We start from the raw sequence: 16,970 nt of genomic DNA, 5'->3' as shown, positions 1-16,970 counted from the left end.
GGTGCGCGAGATGTCCGACATACTCCTTCTGGGCCAAACCCTTCGCTTCACCGGCGACCCGTTTGCCGAGGGCACAGAGACGGCCGAACACACGCGTCATGGCGCGGTATTGCTCCGCGATGGCCTGATTGCTGAGGTCGGCACCGCTGACAGCTTGCGCGCGGCGTATCCGGCGGCGGCAGTCGTCGATCATGGTGATGCGCTGATCTTGCCGGGCTTCATCGACGCCCATGCCCATTATCCGCAGACCGCGATCATCGCCTCGTGGGGTCTGCGCCTGATCGACTGGCTGAACCGCTATACCTTCCCCGAAGAAATGCGCTTTGGCGACCCGGCCTATGCCGCCGATGTCGCCGCGCGGTATTTCGACCTAACGCTCGCGGCGGGCACCACGACGGTCGCCAGCTATTGCACTATCCATGCCGAGAGCGTCGATGCGCTTTTCGGCGAAGCCCAAGCCCGGGGCGTGCGGGCGCTTGCGGGAAAGACCTGCATGGACCGGAACGCGCCGGAGGGGCTCCGCGACACGGCGCAGTCGGCCTATGACGACAGCAAAGCCCTGTTGGAGCGGTGGCATGGGCAGGACCGGCTCAGCTATGTGATCACGCCGCGGTTTTCGCCAACCTCGACGCCGGAGCAACTCTCGGCCCTGGGCGCGCTCTGGGCCGAGCACCCAGAGTGCTTGATGCAGACCCATTTGAGCGAGCAAACCGATGAGATTGCATGGGCCAAATCGCTCTTTCCTGACGCGCGCGATTATCTCGACACCTATGAGCAGCACGGGCTTCTTGGCCCCGGCGCGCTTTTTGGGCATGCGATCCATTTGGAGCCGCGCGAGATTGACCGCTTGGCAGAGGTTGGCGTAGCGCTGATCCACTGCCCCACCTCGAACACGTTCATCGGCTCAGGACTCTTTGATATGGCGCTCACCGCGCGGCTGCGGGTCGGTCTGGCGACGGATACCGGCGGCGGCTCGTCCTTCTCCATGCTGCGCACCATGGCGGCAGCCTATGAAGTGGCCCAGTTGCGCGGCCAAGCCTTGCACCCAAGTCAGCTTCTCTGGCTGGCGACGCAAGGCTCGGCCAAGGCGCTTGGGTTGGAACATCAGATCGGAACTCTCGCGCCAGGCATGGAGGCCGATCTGATCGTGCTGGACCTCGCCTCAACGCCCGCCATTGCGCAACGAGCGGCCCGCGCCGATGATATTTGGGAGGCGGTGTTCCCGACGATCATGATGGGCGATGACCGCGCAATTGCGCAGACCTATATCGCCGGGAAGCCGGTCAAAGCCTGACGCGGTTCAGTTCCAGCAACTCACCAAGACTGTCATATTCGCACCAAGCCGGGCCAAGGCTTCACGGCCCAGCGCTTGCCCGCCCGGGGCCATAGCGGGCGTGATCCCTGCCTCAGCCAGAACCGTGTTCAGCTGATCTCCGCGCAGCGCAAAACTGACCCCCTCGGGCAGCGCCCGGCCCGAGCCATCGCCCGGCAAAACCATGCCAAGCACGGCGCCAGTTGCGTCCAGAACCGGACCGCCCGCCTCACTCTCCGCTGCTGAGATGTCCAGCCGCTGAATGGTATCTTCGCCATTTAAACCGCTCAGATCCGCCAAGGTCCCGAAGGTTAGCGAGGCGGTGCTGAGCGCGCCGTTGAACGGGAAACCCGCCACGGCAATGTCAGAGCGAAGCCGCGCCGGTGCAGGCGCGAAGGTCGCATAGGACATCGGTGCAAGCTGGCTTCGCGGTCGCAAAACCGCGAGGCCCAGATCATCATTGCGATAGGTCAGTTCAACCTCATGCACATCATCGATCAAAAGCCGTGTGCACTGGCCGATCACCTCGGTCGTGGTCAAAACCGCGCCCTCTGCACTGATATAGAAACCAGAGCGGCTGATATCCGGGCGGCGCACCTCCAGGCCCGAGACGAGATCGATGCCCTGTTCCGTGGTCGGATCGGTCGCCCCAGGGTCCAGCGCCCCGTCGAGGAAGGTCAGGCTCTGCTCCATCATCGGCAAAACGCGCGCCATCTGCGCGTCGCGTTCCGGTGTCCAGATCAGAGAGAACCCTTTCACTTGGCCGTCTTGCAGCCGCGCCACGGTGTGCGACCGCAGACTGGCGCTTTGGCCGGTCAGAACGAAGCTGTCATTCCGCCGCTCGCGCTCGCCTTCCAACGGCACAACCTCTAGCGTCTGCATGATTTCATAAAGCCCCGCGAGCGTTGCGCGGTTGCCGGTTTGCGAGATCAGCAAGACTTGGACACCGGAGTTGTCGCGGCTGGCGAAATGCACAAACGGGTATTCATACCGGTCAAATTGGATCATCGCCATCGGCAGGTTGATCTCGATCCCGGCGCGCTCATCGCGCACCGGTTCCATCCCAAGCGCCGCCAACTCACCAGCATAAGCGTCTAGCAATTGCGCCCGTTGGCGCGTGGTCAAGATGCCGGTCGGCTCAAACCCATTTGCCGTTTGCCAGTCGGTCATGGCGCGACGGGTGCCGGGACCAAACGCCCCATCGATGCCCGAATTGTAGAACCCAAACCACTGCATCGCGATCTGTAATGCTTCACGTGCGGGGCGATCCAGCGCGCGTTCGGACTGCCGCGCCTCGGACACGGTTTCATCCAAAGGGGCCGCCGGCACGATCGGCGCCGCTGGCTCAGCCGTGACGACCGGCGCGGTTGGCGTCGCCGGCGTTACGGGCTGCGCCGTCAGGGTATTTGCGCCTATGGGCCAGAATTGCTGCCGGTAGATGGTGCCCAATTCGATATAACTGTCGCGTGGGATCAATCCCTGAGCCTGGAGGGCGCGCAACTGTTGATTGGCATCTGCCGGGCCGAAGGGCCCAAGCGCGACCGCATACCAACCGGAGGCCAGGCGGTAGCCGTTCACATTGTCGATCAGCCGCGAATAGGCCCGCACCCGGCTCTCGGCGGTGGCCAGATCGGGATGCGCCTCGATCTGAACCCAAACGCGTTCCTGTGCCGCCGCACCACCGGCGGAAAATGCCGCCACACATAAAGCAATCCCAATCGCAAGACAGACCTGCGTAAAACCGCGTTTCATCAAAATAGACCCCGTATCGTCGGTTATCCGGGCCATAATGCCCGTTTCTTATCGGCGGCAAACTACCAAAGCCCACAGGATTCGCACTCGAAATATGCGCGGCGCGGCAATTGACCCTCGCGGGGGGCACACGTATGGAAGCGCGAGCCTGTTCAACCCCGGAATCCTGCCATGTCTGCGCTTGTCCACCCGAAGAGTTTTCAGGAGATCATCCTGAGGCTGCAAAGCTATTGGGCCGAAAAGGGCTGCGCGATCATGCAGCCCTATGACATGGAGGTCGGCGCGGGCACGTTTCACCCGGCCACGACGCTCCGCAGCCTTGGATCAAACGCCTGGGCCGCAGCCTATGTGCAGCCGTCGCGGCGGCCGACCGATGGGCGCTATGGCGAGAACCCGAACCGGTTACAGCATTATTATCAGTATCAAGTGCTGATCAAACCCTCGCCGCCCGATCTGCAGGCGCTCTATCTCGGCTCCCTTGAGGCGATCGGGATCGATATGGCGCTGCATGACATCCGCTTTGTCGAGGATGACTGGGAAAGTCCAACACTGGGCGCCTGGGGCCTTGGTTGGGAGGTCTGGTGCGACGGGATGGAAGTGAGCCAGTTCACCTATTTCCAACAGGTCGGCGGTCATGATTGCAAACCGGTTTCGGGCGAGCTGACCTATGGGTTGGAACGCTTGGCGATGTATGTGTTGGGCATCGATCATGTGATGGATATGCCGTTCAACGACCCTGCCGCACCGATCCCGCTCAGCTATGGCGACGTGTTCCGCCAGACGGAGCAAGAATACAGCCGTTGGAACTTCGACGTCGCCAACACCGATGTCCTCCTGAAGCAGTTCGAAGAGGCAGAAGACGCGTGCCAAGCCATTCTCGCCGAAGAACATCACGACCCGAAAACCGGCAAACGGATCGTCATGGCGCACCCCGCCTATGACCAGTGCATCAAGGCCAGCCATATCTTTAACCTGCTTGATGCACGCGGCGTGATCAGCGTAACCGAGCGACAAGCCTATATTGGGCGCGTCCGGGCGCTGGCCAAACAATGCGCCGACGCGTTTGTCATGACTGAGGCGGGCGGTTGGGCGGCATGACGTCGGTGCAGTTGAAAGACATGATTGAGCAAGACTTGATCCCTCGGGGTTGGGTCGAGCGAGGTTTTGCAGCCTTCAGCGGGTTGCCCAACCCAATTGGTTGGATGATGTATCGCAAGCTCAAACGGCGAATGGCAAATCGGGCCTCCGCTCGCTTTGATAGCGTCGTGGCAAACCTGGGTCCTGACGATGTGGTTATCGACCTGGGCGCGAATGTTGGAGACATTACGGACGTGCTCGCCAAACATGGCGCGAGCGTCTATGCCTTTGAACCAGAGCCGTCCACTTATGCGGCCCTGTCAGAGAAAATGGCGGGTCGACCGAATGTCACTGTTATCAATAGCGCAGTATCTGATTTCGACGGTCACACCAGCCTCGTCCTTCCAGCATCCTTCCGCGACAACCCGCGCAGCGCATCAAAAGCCGCATCAATCGTCCATGAGCGCTACAAATCGGATCAGGCTTGTGAGGTCGAGGTGAAGGTCACGGATTTCGCGCGGTTTCTTGCAGAGCTGGGATCCAAGGTCACATTGATCAAGGTGGATATCGAGGGCGCCGAATGGCCCGTGCTGAAGGCCTTGAGAGACGCAGATTTGATGGACAAATTCGACATGATGTTCGTTGAAACCCATGAGCGGTTCGATGTGTCGACCGTTCCCTCGGTCAAACAACATCAAGCCTGGGCGGCGGGTTTGACGCGCCCCTACATCAACTTGTTTTGGAAATGACACCGTGAGCGGAAAAATCATGGCCTCCCTCATCGTTCTTTCAACGGCAATCTTTGGTGCCGCACTGTGGTGGTTCCAAACCCGCGCCTATTACGAGCCGGTTTTGGCGGATGCGCCTGCGGCCGAGATTCGGTTAACAGGGTTTTCCGGCGTGGTAGAGCCGCTTTTGATCGAGGATTTCGAGGGGATTGATGCCGAAAGCTCGCCGCTTCGGTTTCGCGCCTGTTTCACGACACCGATCAGCTTGGCGACTCTGACGGAGAGCTTTGAGCCCTACGAAGATGCCGCGCCGCTCGTGGCACCCGGTTGGTTCGACTGTTTCGATGCGGCTGAAATCGGGGCGGCGTTGGAAAACGGCTCTGCCCTCGCCTTTTTGGGTGAGGCCAACACCCCTTACGGAATTGACCAGATTGTGGCGGTGACAGGCGACGGGCGTGGCTACGCCTGGCCGCAGATCAACGCCTGTGGCGAGGCCGCCTTTGCCGGTGACCCGCTGCCCCCGGGCTGCCCGCCCGCGCCTGAGAGGACTGAGACTGATGCCTGACCTGTTGTTGGAGCTGTTTTCCGAAGAAATCCCCGCCCGGATGCAACGCCGCGCGGCGGAAGACTTGAAAAAGCTGGTGACTGATGGCTTGGTCGAGGCTGGCCTGACCTATGCCAGCGCTGGCGCGTTTTCGACGCCGCGGCGATTGGCGCTGACCATCGAAGGGCTGCTTGACGCCTCCCCCACCCTTCAGGAGATCCGGCGCGGCCCCCGGGCCGATGCGCCCGAAAAGGCGTTGGACGGGTTCTTACGCTCCACTGGAACCAGCAAAGAGCAGCTTGAACTGCGGGAAGAGAAGAAGGGCAGTTTCTACTTCGCCACAATCGAAAAGCCGGGGCGCCCAGCGGCAGAGATCATTGCCGAGGTCATCCCGCACGTCATCCGCAATTTCCCTTGGCCGAAATCCATGCGGTGGGGCAGCGGGCCGCTCAGATGGGTCCGCCCCCTGCATTCGATCCTCTGCGTCTTAAGCGCTGAAGACGGGTCCGAAACCGTGGCGTTCGACGTCGACGGCATCGCTTCGGGCAACACCACCGAAGGCCATCGCTTTATGGCGCCGGGGGCATTCTCGGTGAACGGCTTTGCCGATTATGAAGCGAAGCTGAAACAGGCCAAGGTAATCCTCTCGGCCGAGGAACGCGCCGAGCATATCTGGCACGACGCGACCAATATGGCTTTTGCAGCCGGGTTGGAAGTGGTCGAGGACCCCGGGCTTCTGGCCGAGGTCGCGGGGCTGGTGGAATGGCCCGTCGTGCTGATGGGGCAAATCGGCGCGGATTTCCTCGATCTGCCGCCTGAGGTGCTGCAGACCTCGATGAAGGAACATCAGAAATTCTTCTCTGTCCGGAACCCGAAGACCGGGCGGATCGAGCGGTTTATCACGGTCGCGAACCGGGAAACGGCGGATCAGGGCAAGACGATCCTGGCAGGTAATGAGAAGGTTCTGGCGGCCCGGCTTTCGGACGCGAAATTCTTCTGGGAGAACGATTTGCGCGTCGCGCGCGCAGGCATGCAGCCCTGGCTCGATCAGCTTGGCAATGTCACCTTCCATGCCGAACTTGGCACGCAAGCCGCCCGGATCGACCGGATCGCCGCCCTGGCGCGAGAAATCGCCCCGGTGGTTGGGGCCGAGGCGGATCAGGCCGAACAAGCTGCGCGCATCGCCAAGGCCGATTTAAGCACCGCAATGGTCTATGAGTTCCCGGAGCTTCAAGGGCTTATGGGCCGGTATTATGCCGAGGCTGCGGGCTTCTCCGCTGAGATCGCCGCCGTGGCCGAAGATCACTACGCCCCTCTTGGACCCTCCGACGCTCTGCCTGAGGCACCGCTTTCGGTTGCTGTCGCGCTGGCCGATAAGATCGACACGCTCACCGGATTCTGGGTGATCGACGAAAAACCCACAGGCTCAAAAGATCCGTTCGCGCTCCGCCGTGCGGCATTGGGCATCATTCGGATCGTGCTCGGCGGGGATCGCCGGATCAATCTGGACCGGTTCATCGACAGCCAGATCCTGAAACATAAAATCGCGATCAACCGCGGCGGCGCCAAGGAAGCCGAAATCGCAGCGCTGGAAGATGTTCTGCAAGCGATCGCTGCTCATGGCGTGTTTGGCGCGGCCTTCGAAGCGGTCATGAATGTCATCCGCGCCAATGGCAAAGACGAGCCTAAGACCGGCGAGGGTTCGCTCCTGCGCACCGTTGGTGATCTGGTACCCGATATCTCGACGGACCTCCTGGCATTCTTCCATGACCGGCTGAAAGTGCATCTCCGCGACGAAGGCATCCGCCACGATGTCATCGACGCGTGCTTGGCGATGCCTGGCCATGACGATCTGACCCTCATCGTGATGCGCGCCCGCGCCCTCGCCGCGTTCTTGGAGAGCGACGAGGGTGGCAATCTGTTGCAAGGCTACAAACGCGCCGCCAATATCTTGAGTCAAGCCGAGGCGGCCGATGGCGTCGAGTACCGCTATGGCGCCGATGTAAAATATGCCGAAATGGATGAAGAACGCGCCCTTTTTGCCGCTTTGGACCAAGCTGAACAGGCCATCGCGCCCGCGCTAGACGCCGAAGATTTCGCAACAGCCATGACCGAAATGGCACATCTCAGAGGGCCGATTGACGGCTTCTTTGACGCGGTTCAGGTGAATACCGAGAACCAAGTCTTGCGCCGTAACAGGCTGAATTTGCTGCACCAAATCGTCGAAATCTGCACCCAAGTGGCCGATCTGTCGCATATCGAAGGGTAGCGGCATCACGTTCCGAGATAGGTTGGGGCACAAATCCTTATCGGCCCTTAATCAGCTGTTCGCGATGAAAAGCTAGACAGGTCGCATGCGGGTTGTATCTTATGCTGCACCTGCAAAGGACGTGCCCACCTTATGTTGACGACCCCAGATTTCACCGAGATCACGCCGACGGCGGATATCAAAGCCACACGTCATGGCAGCCGGGCGAAATGCCTGCAGCGGCTGGTGCGGCTTGATTTGCCGGTGCCGTTGTCGGTAGCGTTGCCCTTTGACACGGTGCGGTCGATTGCCAAAGGCAAGCTTCCGAACATGCAGGCCTTGATGGGTGTCTTTGGCGATGGCGCGTTGGTTTCGGTGCGGTCGTCCAGCCAGGCGGCCGATTGGGGCGGGCCGGGCACGGTGTTGAATATCGGGATGAATGATGCGGTGGCGGCCCGTCTGGCCGAGACCCATGGCCAAGATGCCGCCGACGCGCTTTATCTGAGTTTTATCAAAGCCTACGCCGTCGACGTTTTGCGGCTGGATGAAGACATCTTCGACGAACCGATCACCCCGCGCTTGGCCAAATCCTATTTCGAAGACGAGACCGAAGAGCCGTTCCCGCAAGATCCAGGCGTGCAACTCACCGAAGTGTTGCGCTCCATGGCGCGGGCTTGGGAAGGCACGACCGCGCGGCTTCTGCGGCAGGCGCAAGGCGCGCCCGCGGATGCTGGTTTGGGGCTCGTAGTGCAGCAGATGGCGCTTGGAATTGGTCAGGGCATCAGCGGCTCAGGTGTGATGCAGTTTGTTTCGGCGCAGACCGGCAAGCCGCAAGTGACGGGACGCTATCTGCCGCAAGGCCAAGGCCGCGCAGCGCTTGATGAGCAAAATGCGCAGTTTGTTGAAAGCGATGCGCGGGGCCCAGCTCTGGAAGATGCTTGCCCCAAGCCAGTGGCGGCCCTCAGGGAAGCTGGCGCATTGATCCGCACGCGGTTGCGCGAAGAGTTGCAGATTGAGTTTACCCTGATGAATGGCGAACTGTTCATCCTGGATGCAGTCCGCTGCCCGCGCTCCGGTCAGGCGGAGGTCGCGATTGCGGTGGCGCTGGCCGAAGATGGGGTGATCTCAAAAAGTGAGGCGATGCTGCGCATCCCGCCATTCACCTTGAACCAACTCTTGCACCGCCAAGTGAACCCAGAGGCGCCGCGCGATGTGTTGACCCGGGGCATTGCCGCCGCGCCTGGAGCGGCGACCGGCAAGATCGTCTTCACCTCCGAGGCCGCGCAAGCCGCCGCCGCGCAAGGCGACGCCTGTATCTTGGTACGGCGCGATACCTCCCCTGAGGATATTCGTGGCATGCATGCGGCCCAAGCGATCCTGACAGAGCGCGGCGGGATGACCAGCCACGCGGCGGTGATCGCGCGCGGGCTCGGCTTACCCTGTGTCTCGGGCGCCACGCGGCTGCAGCTGAACAGCCGCAAGAAGACCCTGACCGTACCCGGGCGGAAAGTTTTCCACGAGGGCGATGTTATCACCGTTGATGGCTCATCCGGCGAGGTTCTGGCGGGGACCGCCGAGATGATCGAACCCGCGCTTGGCGGCGCCTTTGCAACGCTGATGAAATGGGCCGATGAGGCCCGCGATATCGGGATCCGCGCCAATGCCGACACACGCGAGGATGCCGAGGCTGCGCAACGCTTTGGCGTCGATGGAATCGGCCTTTGCCGCACGGAACATATGTTCTTCGATCCGATCCGCCTGACCGTCATGCGCGAGATGATCTTTGCCGAAGAGCCGGGCGACCGGACCGCCGCGCTCGATCGGCTTTTACCGATGCAGCGCAAGGACTTCACCGAGCTTTTTAAACTCATGCAAGGGCAGCCGGTTTGCATCCGTCTGTTCGACCCGCCATTGCACGAGTTCCTTCCGACCGAGCGCGACGGCATCCGGGCGATGGCCGAAGCGATGGATATGTCCGTCAGCCGGGTCGCATCGCGGATTGAAAGCATGCAGGAGTTCAACCCGATGTTGGGCATGCGCGGCGTCCGTTTGGGGATCACAGTGCCTGAAATCTACGACATGCAGGCGCGCGCGATCTTTGAGGCCACCATTGCCGCGAGCGACGGCGACGCACCTGTGGTGCCCGAGATCATGATCCCGCTGGTCAGCGCCCGCCGCGAGGTGGAGCTGGTTAAAGCCCGGGTCGATGCGGTTGCCGCGGCAGTGCGTGCCGAGACAGGTGTCGCATTCGACTATCGGCTTGGGGTCATGGTCGAGACGCCCCGCGCAGCGCTTCGGGCGGGTGAGATCGCGGAAAGCTCCGCCTTTTTATCTTTTGGTACCAACGATTTGACCCAAATGACCTATGGGCTCAGCCGTGACGACGCAGGCCGGTTCATGTCGGCCTATGTCCACCAAGGTGTGTTCCCGGAGGATCCGTTCCAACGGCTCGATACTGACGGCGTGGGCGAACTGCTCTTGCTGGGCGCCGAACGGGGGCGCGCCGCACGGCCGGAGCTGGTCTTATCGCTCTGCGGCGAGCATGGCGGACACCCTGACTCGATTGCCTTCTCGCGGACCGCCGGGTTCGACTATGTGTCCTGTTCACCATTCCGTGTGCCGGTCGCCAAGCTTGCGGCGGCACAATTATCGGTCCAGGACAAAGAATTGCCCTAATTAACGCGTAGTTATGAGGCGAGGCTAATGATTCCCTAAAGGGAACGGCGCTACCTATTGGGGGGCGCATACAGGACACTCACAAAACTGAGGGTCGGGTTTACGATTTTGGGTCCTACCTCTATGAGGCGGGGCTGAATTTGCTGGAAGCTATGCAGGTGGGGCACTGGAGCCCCCGAAAGTGGATCGATGGTGGGAAAACAGGCAATTGCCGCAGCAGCGGCGGGCGTTATGCTGTGGGCCGGGGCCGCAATGGCCGATGTGACGGCAAGCTCTTCAACCGACCCAACCGCAGGGATCAACATTCGGCTCTCCTCTCTGATGGGCGAAGAACATGCGGCCCTGGGTGCCGTAAGCGCAGATCGTCTGCGCCGGATTGGCACGCCCTTCACTGCGCGCGATTATGGCGTGCGGAATGGCCAGGGCGCGATTTATGACGCCGCGACGCTTGATGCGATGCCGCGCGCCCGGGGTGGCCGCGATCTGCAATGCCTCACCGAGGCGCTCTATTTCGAAGCCCGTGGCGAAAGCATCCGTGGCCAATACGCGGTGGCTGAAGTGATCCTCAACCGGGTCGACAATGCCAATTACCCCAATTCGGTTTGTGCCGTGGTCAACCAAGGGACGGGTCAGCGCTATGCCTGTCAGTTCACCTATACCTGCGATGGCCGCCCCGAACGGGTGACCGAGACCACAGTGCATCGCCGCTTGGGCCAAATCGCCCGGATCATGTTGGATGGTGGCCCGCGCAACCTGACGCAAGGCGCCACGCATTATCATACCACGGCGGTTAATCCTCGTTGGGCCCGCGTCTATCCTCGCACCGCACGGATCGGCACCCATATCTTCTATCGTCAGGCCTACTGATCTGGTCGTTTTGACGCGCTTTGCCGCCGTCTTTGGGGCGGGCCATGACGCTCTCGCTTTGTTAGATTGGCCCATGCTGCAGCCGGAGCGTGATCATGACTGACGAAACCCGCCTCGCCTTTGCCCACCCCTCGGAGCGCGCCAAAGCGACCGCCCCCGAGGGTCCGCTCGACCGGATTAGTCTCAGCGATCATGAGCGCGAGGTGGAAATCGGCGCGTTCCAGGCCGAACGCGGCACCACGCAGCGTGTCCGCTTCAATGTGGTGGTCGAGGTGCGCTCAGAGGCCGATCCGGACGCTGACGATGTGGACCGGATCCTGTCCTATGACACGATTGTCGAAGCAATTGATATCGAACTGGCCGCCGAACGGCTGAACCTGCTGGAGACCCTCGCCGCGCGCATCGCAGAGCGCATCCTGGCGCACCCGTTGGCCGCGCGCTGTTTTGTGCGGATCGAGAAGCTTGACCGGGGGCCCTTTGCCCTAGGTGTCGAAATTGTTCGCAGCGCGCCGGAGAAACCGAAGTTGCGCCTTCTGGCCGAGGAGATGCCGCACCCGCTGATCGTGTTTCTCTCAAATGGCGCAATATCCCGGGCCGATCTGGCGGCACTTTTGGATCGTTTAGAAAGCAGTGGCGCGCCGGTGATCCTGTGCGTCGGTGCCGCCGACCTGCCCCGCCCCCAGGCAGCGCATGGCATGCCACAACGGCGGATCGAACTTCTGGCGATTGAACAAAACGCTTGGGTTCTCGCCGCGCGCGATGATCGCTGTGTCGTTGTCGATAGCCGAACTGAGCTCGACTGGGCGATGAAGCAGGGACAGATCAGCGTCTGGGCCCCGTCGAAACTGGTCTTGGATGCTGTCGACGGCCCCGCCACCCATATCCTGGATGGCGAAAGCTTGGCGCTCTGGCTCGCCGAAAGCTTTGAAGCCGAACGACTGGTGCTTCTGGGAGGTGATATGCCCGAAGATGGCGCCTTGCCGGTACAAAGCTGGCCCGCTGAGGCGCTACCGGAGCTTTAGGCGCAACTCGGTCATCGGGGCGCCGCTCACCATATGTTCGGCGGCATGGATGAACCCGGCCTTCTCCAAGACCCTGGTCGAGGCCGTATTGGCGGGGCGGACAAGGCCATAGACCTCCTGGGCCTTCAGGGACAGCGCGGCATAATCCAGCGCGCCACGAACAAACTCGCTAGCCAGCCCCTGCCCCCATAGATCTGGCAGAAGATGATAGCTAAGATTAAGCCCGCGATATTGGAACTTCAGGCTGAGCCCCCCCAGACCGACCGTCCGACCGGCATGGACCAAGGCCCATCTGCCAAAGCCATGTTGTTTCCAATGGGCCAAATCCTCACCGAGGCGCGTGGCACTGCGCGCGGCATCAAACGGCGTCGGATCCGGGCGATACGCCACCAGTTCCTGCCGCGAAAACAGATCCGCATAGAACGGCGCATCCGACGCCTCAACCGGGCGACAGGTCAAGCGCGCGGTGCGAAAGATCGGGTCCAGTTCGGTGGTGCGCAGAGCAACAGTCATACGATATTCTGCCCATGGGCCAGCGGCGGGGGCAACCTGTTTGCGCCAGCGCTGCGCCGCGGCAAGCAAAGCTTTGCCACTTGCGATACGGCCGTCGCGGGTCTACGCCCGGCATTATGACGCGCTATTTTAGACCGATTCCGCTGACCGACCCGGCACGTATCCCGGGGGCTAGAGGCCTCGCCGGAGGCTGGTGCCATTTCACGCAGGTGGAGGTGTTGTCTCGTGATGACGCATCTCGAGTCGTGCCGATAGAGGCCGTGCCACCGGAGGTCATGGCCCGGCTGACAGGGCCCCGTGCAGCCATCAACGGACTGTCTCTGGACCAGCCGCGGATCATGGGGATTTTGAACCTCACCCCCGATAGCTTTTCCGATGGCGGCCGGTTCAACGCGCCGGATGCGGCACTGCAGCGCGTTCGGGAGATGTTGGATAATGGAACCGACATGCTCGATATTGGCGGCGAATCGACCCGCCCCGGCGCGGCGGAAGTCTCTGTCGAAGAGGAGATCGCGCGGACTATCCCCGTGATCGACGCCATTCGCACCAGCGGGTTGCAGGTTCCGATCAGCATCGACACTCGGAAGGCCCCGGTTGCAAAGGCCGCTCTGGCTGCGGGTGCGCAGGTTGTGAACGATATATCGGGGCTGCAGTTTGACGCCGATTTGGCGCGGGTCGCGGCGGATGCCAACGCGCCAATGATCCTGATGCACTCCCAAGGCCTGCCCGAGACGATGCAAGACGATCCGCGTTATGATCACGTCCTTCTCGATGTGTATGACGCGCTGGAAGCCGCCATCCAACAAGCCGAAGCTGCAGGCATGCTGCGGGACCAGATCATGGTCGATCCCGGTATCGGATTCGGCAAACGCGACCCGCACAACCTGGCGCTTCTCAGCCGGGTCAGCCTGTTTCATGCCTTGGGGTGCCCGATCCTCTTGGGCGTGTCCCGCAAAGGCATGATTGGTCGTTTGGCAGGGGTCGAGCCACCCGAAGCGCGCGGCCCCGCCTCGGCGGCAGTTGGCCTATGGGCGATCAGCCAGGGGATACAGATGCTGCGCGTTCATGATATAGAGGTGCACAGGCAAATGATTTCGCTGTGGTCAGCCGCAAGCGGAACGGGCAGTGAAGGAGAGACCGGGGCATGACGCGCAAGCTGTTTGGCACCGATGGGGTGCGAGGCCGGGCCAATGAGTTCCCAATGACCGCCGAGTTGGCGCTGCGCTTGGGCGCGGCGGCGGGGCGGTATTTCCGCACCGATGGCAGCCGGGCGCACCGGGTGGTGATCGGCAAAGACACGCGGCTCTCGGGCTATATGATCGAGACGGCATTGACGGCGGGGTTCACCTCGACCGGGATGAATGTGCTGTTGCTCGGTCCGGTGCCGACGCCGGCTGTCGGGCTTCTGACACCCTCGATGCGCGCGGATGTCGGGGTGATGATTTCCGCGTCGCACAATCCGGCGACCGATAATGGCATTAAGCTCTTTGGCCCCGATGGGTTCAAACTGAGCGATGAGGCCGAGGCCGAGATCGAAGCGCTTGTCGCCTCGGATATTCAACCGGCGCAAGCGCAGAATATTGGCCGCGCCAAACGGATTGATGATGGCCGGTTCCGCTATGTCGAGCGGGTGAAAAGCACGTTTCCAGCAGGGTTGCGGCTTGACGGGCTGAAAGTGGTCGTGGATTGCGCCAATGGCGCGGCTTACCGGGCGGCGCCCGAGGTGCTGTGGGAGCTTGGCGCCGAGGTGATCGCAATCGGCGTGAACCCGGACGGGTTCAACATCAACGATGGGGTTGGGTCCACCGCGCCGCAGACGGCGATGGCGAAAATCAAAGAGACCGGAGCCGATCTGGGGATTTGTCTTGATGGTGACGCCGATCGCGTGATGCTGATCGATGAAACGGGCACGCTGGCCGATGGCGATCAGATCATGGCGCTTTTCGCCAATCGGTGGGCCGCCGAAGGCCGCCTGAAGGGCCAAACTTTGGCTGCGACGGTGATGTCCAATCTGGGGTTGGAGCGGTTCCTTGCCGAGCGCTCGATCGACCTGCATCGCACCCCCGTGGGCGACCGCTATGTGGTCGAGGCGATGCGAACCCATGGGCTGAACCTGGGCGGAGAACAATCCGGCCATATCGTGATGACGGATTATGCAACGACGGGCGATGGATTGATTGCCGGTCTGCAATTCTTGGCTGAGATGGTGCGCACCGGCCAGCCCGCCAGCACCCTGGCGCAGAGCTTCGAGACGGTGCCGCAACTCTTGAAAAACGTGCGGTATGGCGCCGGGCAAGTGCCTTTGGACACGCCTTCCGTCCAAGCCGCCATCGCCGCTGGTGAGGCCAAGCTCAATGGCCACGGGCGGCTCTTGATACGGAAATCCGGCACGGAGCCTCTAATCCGGGTGATGGCCGAGGCGGAAGATGAAGCGCTTATGGTGTCGGTGGTCGATGAGATCGTCGGAGCCGTCGAAGCAGCGATCTGACCCGCGCATCTTCTCCGTGGCAACGCGGACCAAGGATGGCCCCACGGGGCCTGACGCGGCCCGCCGCCCCGGTCGATCAGCCGTCAGGCTGGGCGAAACACCAAGGACACGCCATTCAAACAATGCCGCAGCCCCGTGGGTTGCGGCCCATCGCCGAAAATATGCCCCAGATGCGAGCCACAGCGGCGGCAATGGCATTCGGTCCGCACCCGCAGCAATCGACGGTCCTCCATTGTCCCGATCGCATTCGGCAGCACATCCCAGAAACTCGGCCAACCCGTCCCGCTGTCGTATTTGTGGCGCGAGTGATAGAGGCGTAAATCGCAGCCCCGGCAGTGGAACCGGCCCCGGCGATGCTCGTCGTCGAGCGGGCTTGACCCGGCGCGCTCGGTGCCGCCCTGGCGCATTACCCGATACTGCAAATCGGTCAACATCGCGCGCCATTCTGCATCGGTGCGTTCCACTTCGAACGGCCCCGGCGCGATGGCCGCCCATGACGGCAGTCCCAAAAATACCGACGCTGAGACGGCAGCGCCCAGAAATACTCGTCGATCCATATCGCGTCTCCCAATTGGAACCACGACCACTCTAGCACAGGATACCAAGCGCCAAGTCACGATGCGGTGAGAAACCGCGCCGCAAAGCACCGGCCTGCCCTTGCAGCCCCTTGGAAATTGTTGCACCACATCCCAGTCGAACCGGACGTAAGAAAACAGATAGGGCGGATGCGCGATGAGCAGTGATCAAAAACCCACCGAAGAGATTTCCGTCCGCGAAACCTTTGGCATCGACAGCGATATGAAAGTCAAAGCCTTCGCCGATGCCACCGACCGTGTGCCCGCGCTGGACACGACCTATAAATTCGACCCCGACACGACTTTGGCCATCCTGGCGGGCTTCAGCCATAATCGCCGGGTGATGATCCAGGGCTATCACGGCACCGGCAAATCGACCCATATCGAACAGGTCGCCGCGCGCCTGAACTGGCCCGCCGTGCGTGTCAATCTCGACAGCCACATCTCCCGGATCGACCTGATCGGCAAGGATGCGATCAAGCTCCGGGACGGCAAACAGGTCACCGAGTTTCACGAAGGCATCCTGCCCTGGGCGCTTCGCAACCCCGTCGCCATCGTCTTCGACGAATATGATGCGGGCCGCGCCGATGTGATGTTCGTCATCCAGAGGGTGCTGGAGCATGACGGCAAGCTGACGCTGCTCGACCAGAACGAAATCATCACACCGCACCCGTCCTTCCGCCTCTTTGCGACCGCGAACACGGTCGGCTTGGGCGACACAACGGGCCTTTATCACGGCGTGCAACAGATCAACCAAGCGCAGATGGACCGTTGGTCCCTCGTCGCGACCTTGAATTACCTGTCGCATGACGCCGAAACCGCCATCGTTCTGGCGAAAAACCCGCTCTACAATACGGAGCATGGCCGCAAGCAGATTGCCCAGATGGTTACCGTCGCCGATCTGACCCGGACCGCGTTCATGAATGGTGAGCTTTCGACGGTGATGTCGCCACGGACCGTGATCAACTGGGCCGAAAACGCCGCGATCTTCCGCAATATCGGCTACGCGTTCCGCCTGACCTTCCTCAACAAATGTGATGAGTTGGAACGCCAGACTGTGGCGGAATTCTATCAGCGCTGCTTTGACGAGGAACTGCCGGAAAGTGCCGTCTCGATGAGCATGGGATAATCCCATCAGGACCTGAGACGGCCTGCCGCACTCGCAGGA

General features: G+C 61.6%; 14 protein-coding genes. 11 read left to right on the top strand and 3 right to left on the bottom strand.

Translation table 11 applies throughout. The features are described 5' to 3' along the window. Positions 1-10: 10 nt before the first annotated feature. Positions 11-1,294 carry a guanine deaminase gene (gene guaD / locus GTF44_RS06060; protein WP_171558261.1) on the top strand — a complete coding sequence of 428 codons (1,284 nt, stop codon included), beginning with the start codon at positions 11-13 and terminating at the stop codon, positions 1,292-1,294. A 6-nt stretch (positions 1,295-1,300) separates the two neighbouring features. Here the strand turns inward: guaD and GTF44_RS06055 are convergent, their stop codons facing one another. Then, complete coding sequence (locus GTF44_RS06055) at positions 1,301-3,100, bottom strand: serine protease (RefSeq protein WP_253261157.1); 1,800 nt, start codon at positions 3,098-3,100, stop codon at positions 1,301-1,303. 135 nt (positions 3,101-3,235) lie between these two features. Here GTF44_RS06055 and GTF44_RS06050 point away from each other — a divergent pair, with 135 nt between their 5' ends. The 7 genes from GTF44_RS06050 to GTF44_RS06020 all read left to right on the top strand — a co-directional run bounded on the left by GTF44_RS06050 (position 3,236) and on the right by GTF44_RS06020 (position 12,226). Further along, complete coding sequence (locus GTF44_RS06050) at positions 3,236-4,162, top strand: glycine--tRNA ligase subunit alpha (RefSeq protein ID WP_171558259.1); 927 nt, start codon at positions 3,236-3,238, stop codon at positions 4,160-4,162. Then, positions 4,159-4,890 carry an FkbM family methyltransferase gene (locus GTF44_RS06045; protein WP_171558258.1) on the top strand — a complete coding sequence of 244 codons (732 nt, stop codon included), beginning with the start codon at positions 4,159-4,161 and terminating at the stop codon, positions 4,888-4,890. The genes GTF44_RS06050 and GTF44_RS06045 overlap by 4 nt, the downstream gene beginning before the upstream one ends. 19 nt (positions 4,891-4,909) lie before the next feature. Further along, positions 4,910-5,434 carry a DUF6446 family protein gene (locus GTF44_RS06040; RefSeq protein WP_171558256.1) on the top strand — a complete coding sequence of 175 codons (525 nt, stop codon included), beginning with the start codon at positions 4,910-4,912 and terminating at the stop codon, positions 5,432-5,434. After that, complete coding sequence (gene glyS / locus GTF44_RS06035; RefSeq protein ID WP_171558254.1) at positions 5,427-7,682, top strand: glycine--tRNA ligase subunit beta; 2,256 nt, start codon at positions 5,427-5,429, stop codon at positions 7,680-7,682. Before GTF44_RS06040 ends, glyS begins: the two co-directional genes overlap by 8 nt. Positions 7,683-7,814: 132 nt before the next feature. After that, on the top strand, positions 7,815-10,337 hold the full coding sequence (locus GTF44_RS06030) for a putative PEP-binding protein (RefSeq protein WP_171558253.1): 2,523 nt from the start codon (positions 7,815-7,817) through the stop codon (positions 10,335-10,337). 189 nt (positions 10,338-10,526) lie between these two features. Further along, positions 10,527-11,204: a cell wall hydrolase gene (locus GTF44_RS06025; RefSeq protein ID WP_171558251.1), complete on the top strand. Its 678-nt coding sequence runs from the start codon at positions 10,527-10,529 to the stop codon at positions 11,202-11,204. A gap of 95 nt (positions 11,205-11,299) precedes the next feature. Then, positions 11,300-12,226: a dihydroneopterin aldolase gene (locus GTF44_RS06020; protein WP_171558250.1), complete on the top strand. Its 927-nt coding sequence runs from the start codon at positions 11,300-11,302 to the stop codon at positions 12,224-12,226. On the opposite strand, the gene GTF44_RS06015 is transcribed toward GTF44_RS06020, so the two are convergent. Beyond that, the gene (locus GTF44_RS06015; RefSeq protein ID WP_171558249.1) at positions 12,212-12,739 is read right to left on the bottom strand and encodes a GNAT family N-acetyltransferase; all 528 of its coding nucleotides are present in this window, start codon (positions 12,737-12,739) and stop codon (positions 12,212-12,214) included. The two genes, GTF44_RS06020 and GTF44_RS06015, sit on opposite strands and share 15 nt — an antisense overlap. A 116-nt stretch (positions 12,740-12,855) precedes the next feature. Between GTF44_RS06015 and folP the strand changes: the two genes are divergently transcribed. Further along, positions 12,856-13,887: a dihydropteroate synthase gene (gene folP, locus GTF44_RS06010; RefSeq protein WP_171558247.1), complete on the top strand. Its 1,032-nt coding sequence runs from the start codon at positions 12,856-12,858 to the stop codon at positions 13,885-13,887. Beyond that, positions 13,884-15,227, top strand: coding sequence for a phosphoglucosamine mutase (gene glmM / locus GTF44_RS06005; RefSeq protein WP_171558245.1), 1,344 nt, complete (start codon positions 13,884-13,886; stop codon positions 15,225-15,227). Before folP ends, glmM begins: the two co-directional genes overlap by 4 nt. An 83-nt stretch (positions 15,228-15,310) precedes the next feature. On the opposite strand, the gene msrB is transcribed toward glmM, so the two are convergent. Continuing rightward, on the bottom strand, positions 15,311-15,784 hold the full coding sequence (msrB, locus tag GTF44_RS06000) for a peptide-methionine (R)-S-oxide reductase MsrB (protein WP_171558244.1): 474 nt from the start codon (positions 15,782-15,784) through the stop codon (positions 15,311-15,313). 175 nt (positions 15,785-15,959) lie between these two features. Between msrB and cobS the strand changes: the two genes are divergently transcribed. Then, on the top strand, positions 15,960-16,931 hold the full coding sequence (gene cobS, locus GTF44_RS05995) for a cobaltochelatase subunit CobS (RefSeq protein WP_171558242.1): 972 nt from the start codon (positions 15,960-15,962) through the stop codon (positions 16,929-16,931). Positions 16,932-16,970: the final 39 nt, after the last annotated feature.

This window comes from Roseobacter sp. HKCCD6576-2, assembly GCF_013179285.1.
Taxonomy (GTDB): domain Bacteria; phylum Pseudomonadota; class Alphaproteobacteria; order Rhodobacterales; family Rhodobacteraceae; genus Rhodophyticola; species Rhodophyticola oceani.
The sequence above is the reverse complement of the archived record's forward strand: the minus strand, read 5'-3'. Positions and strand labels throughout refer to the sequence as shown.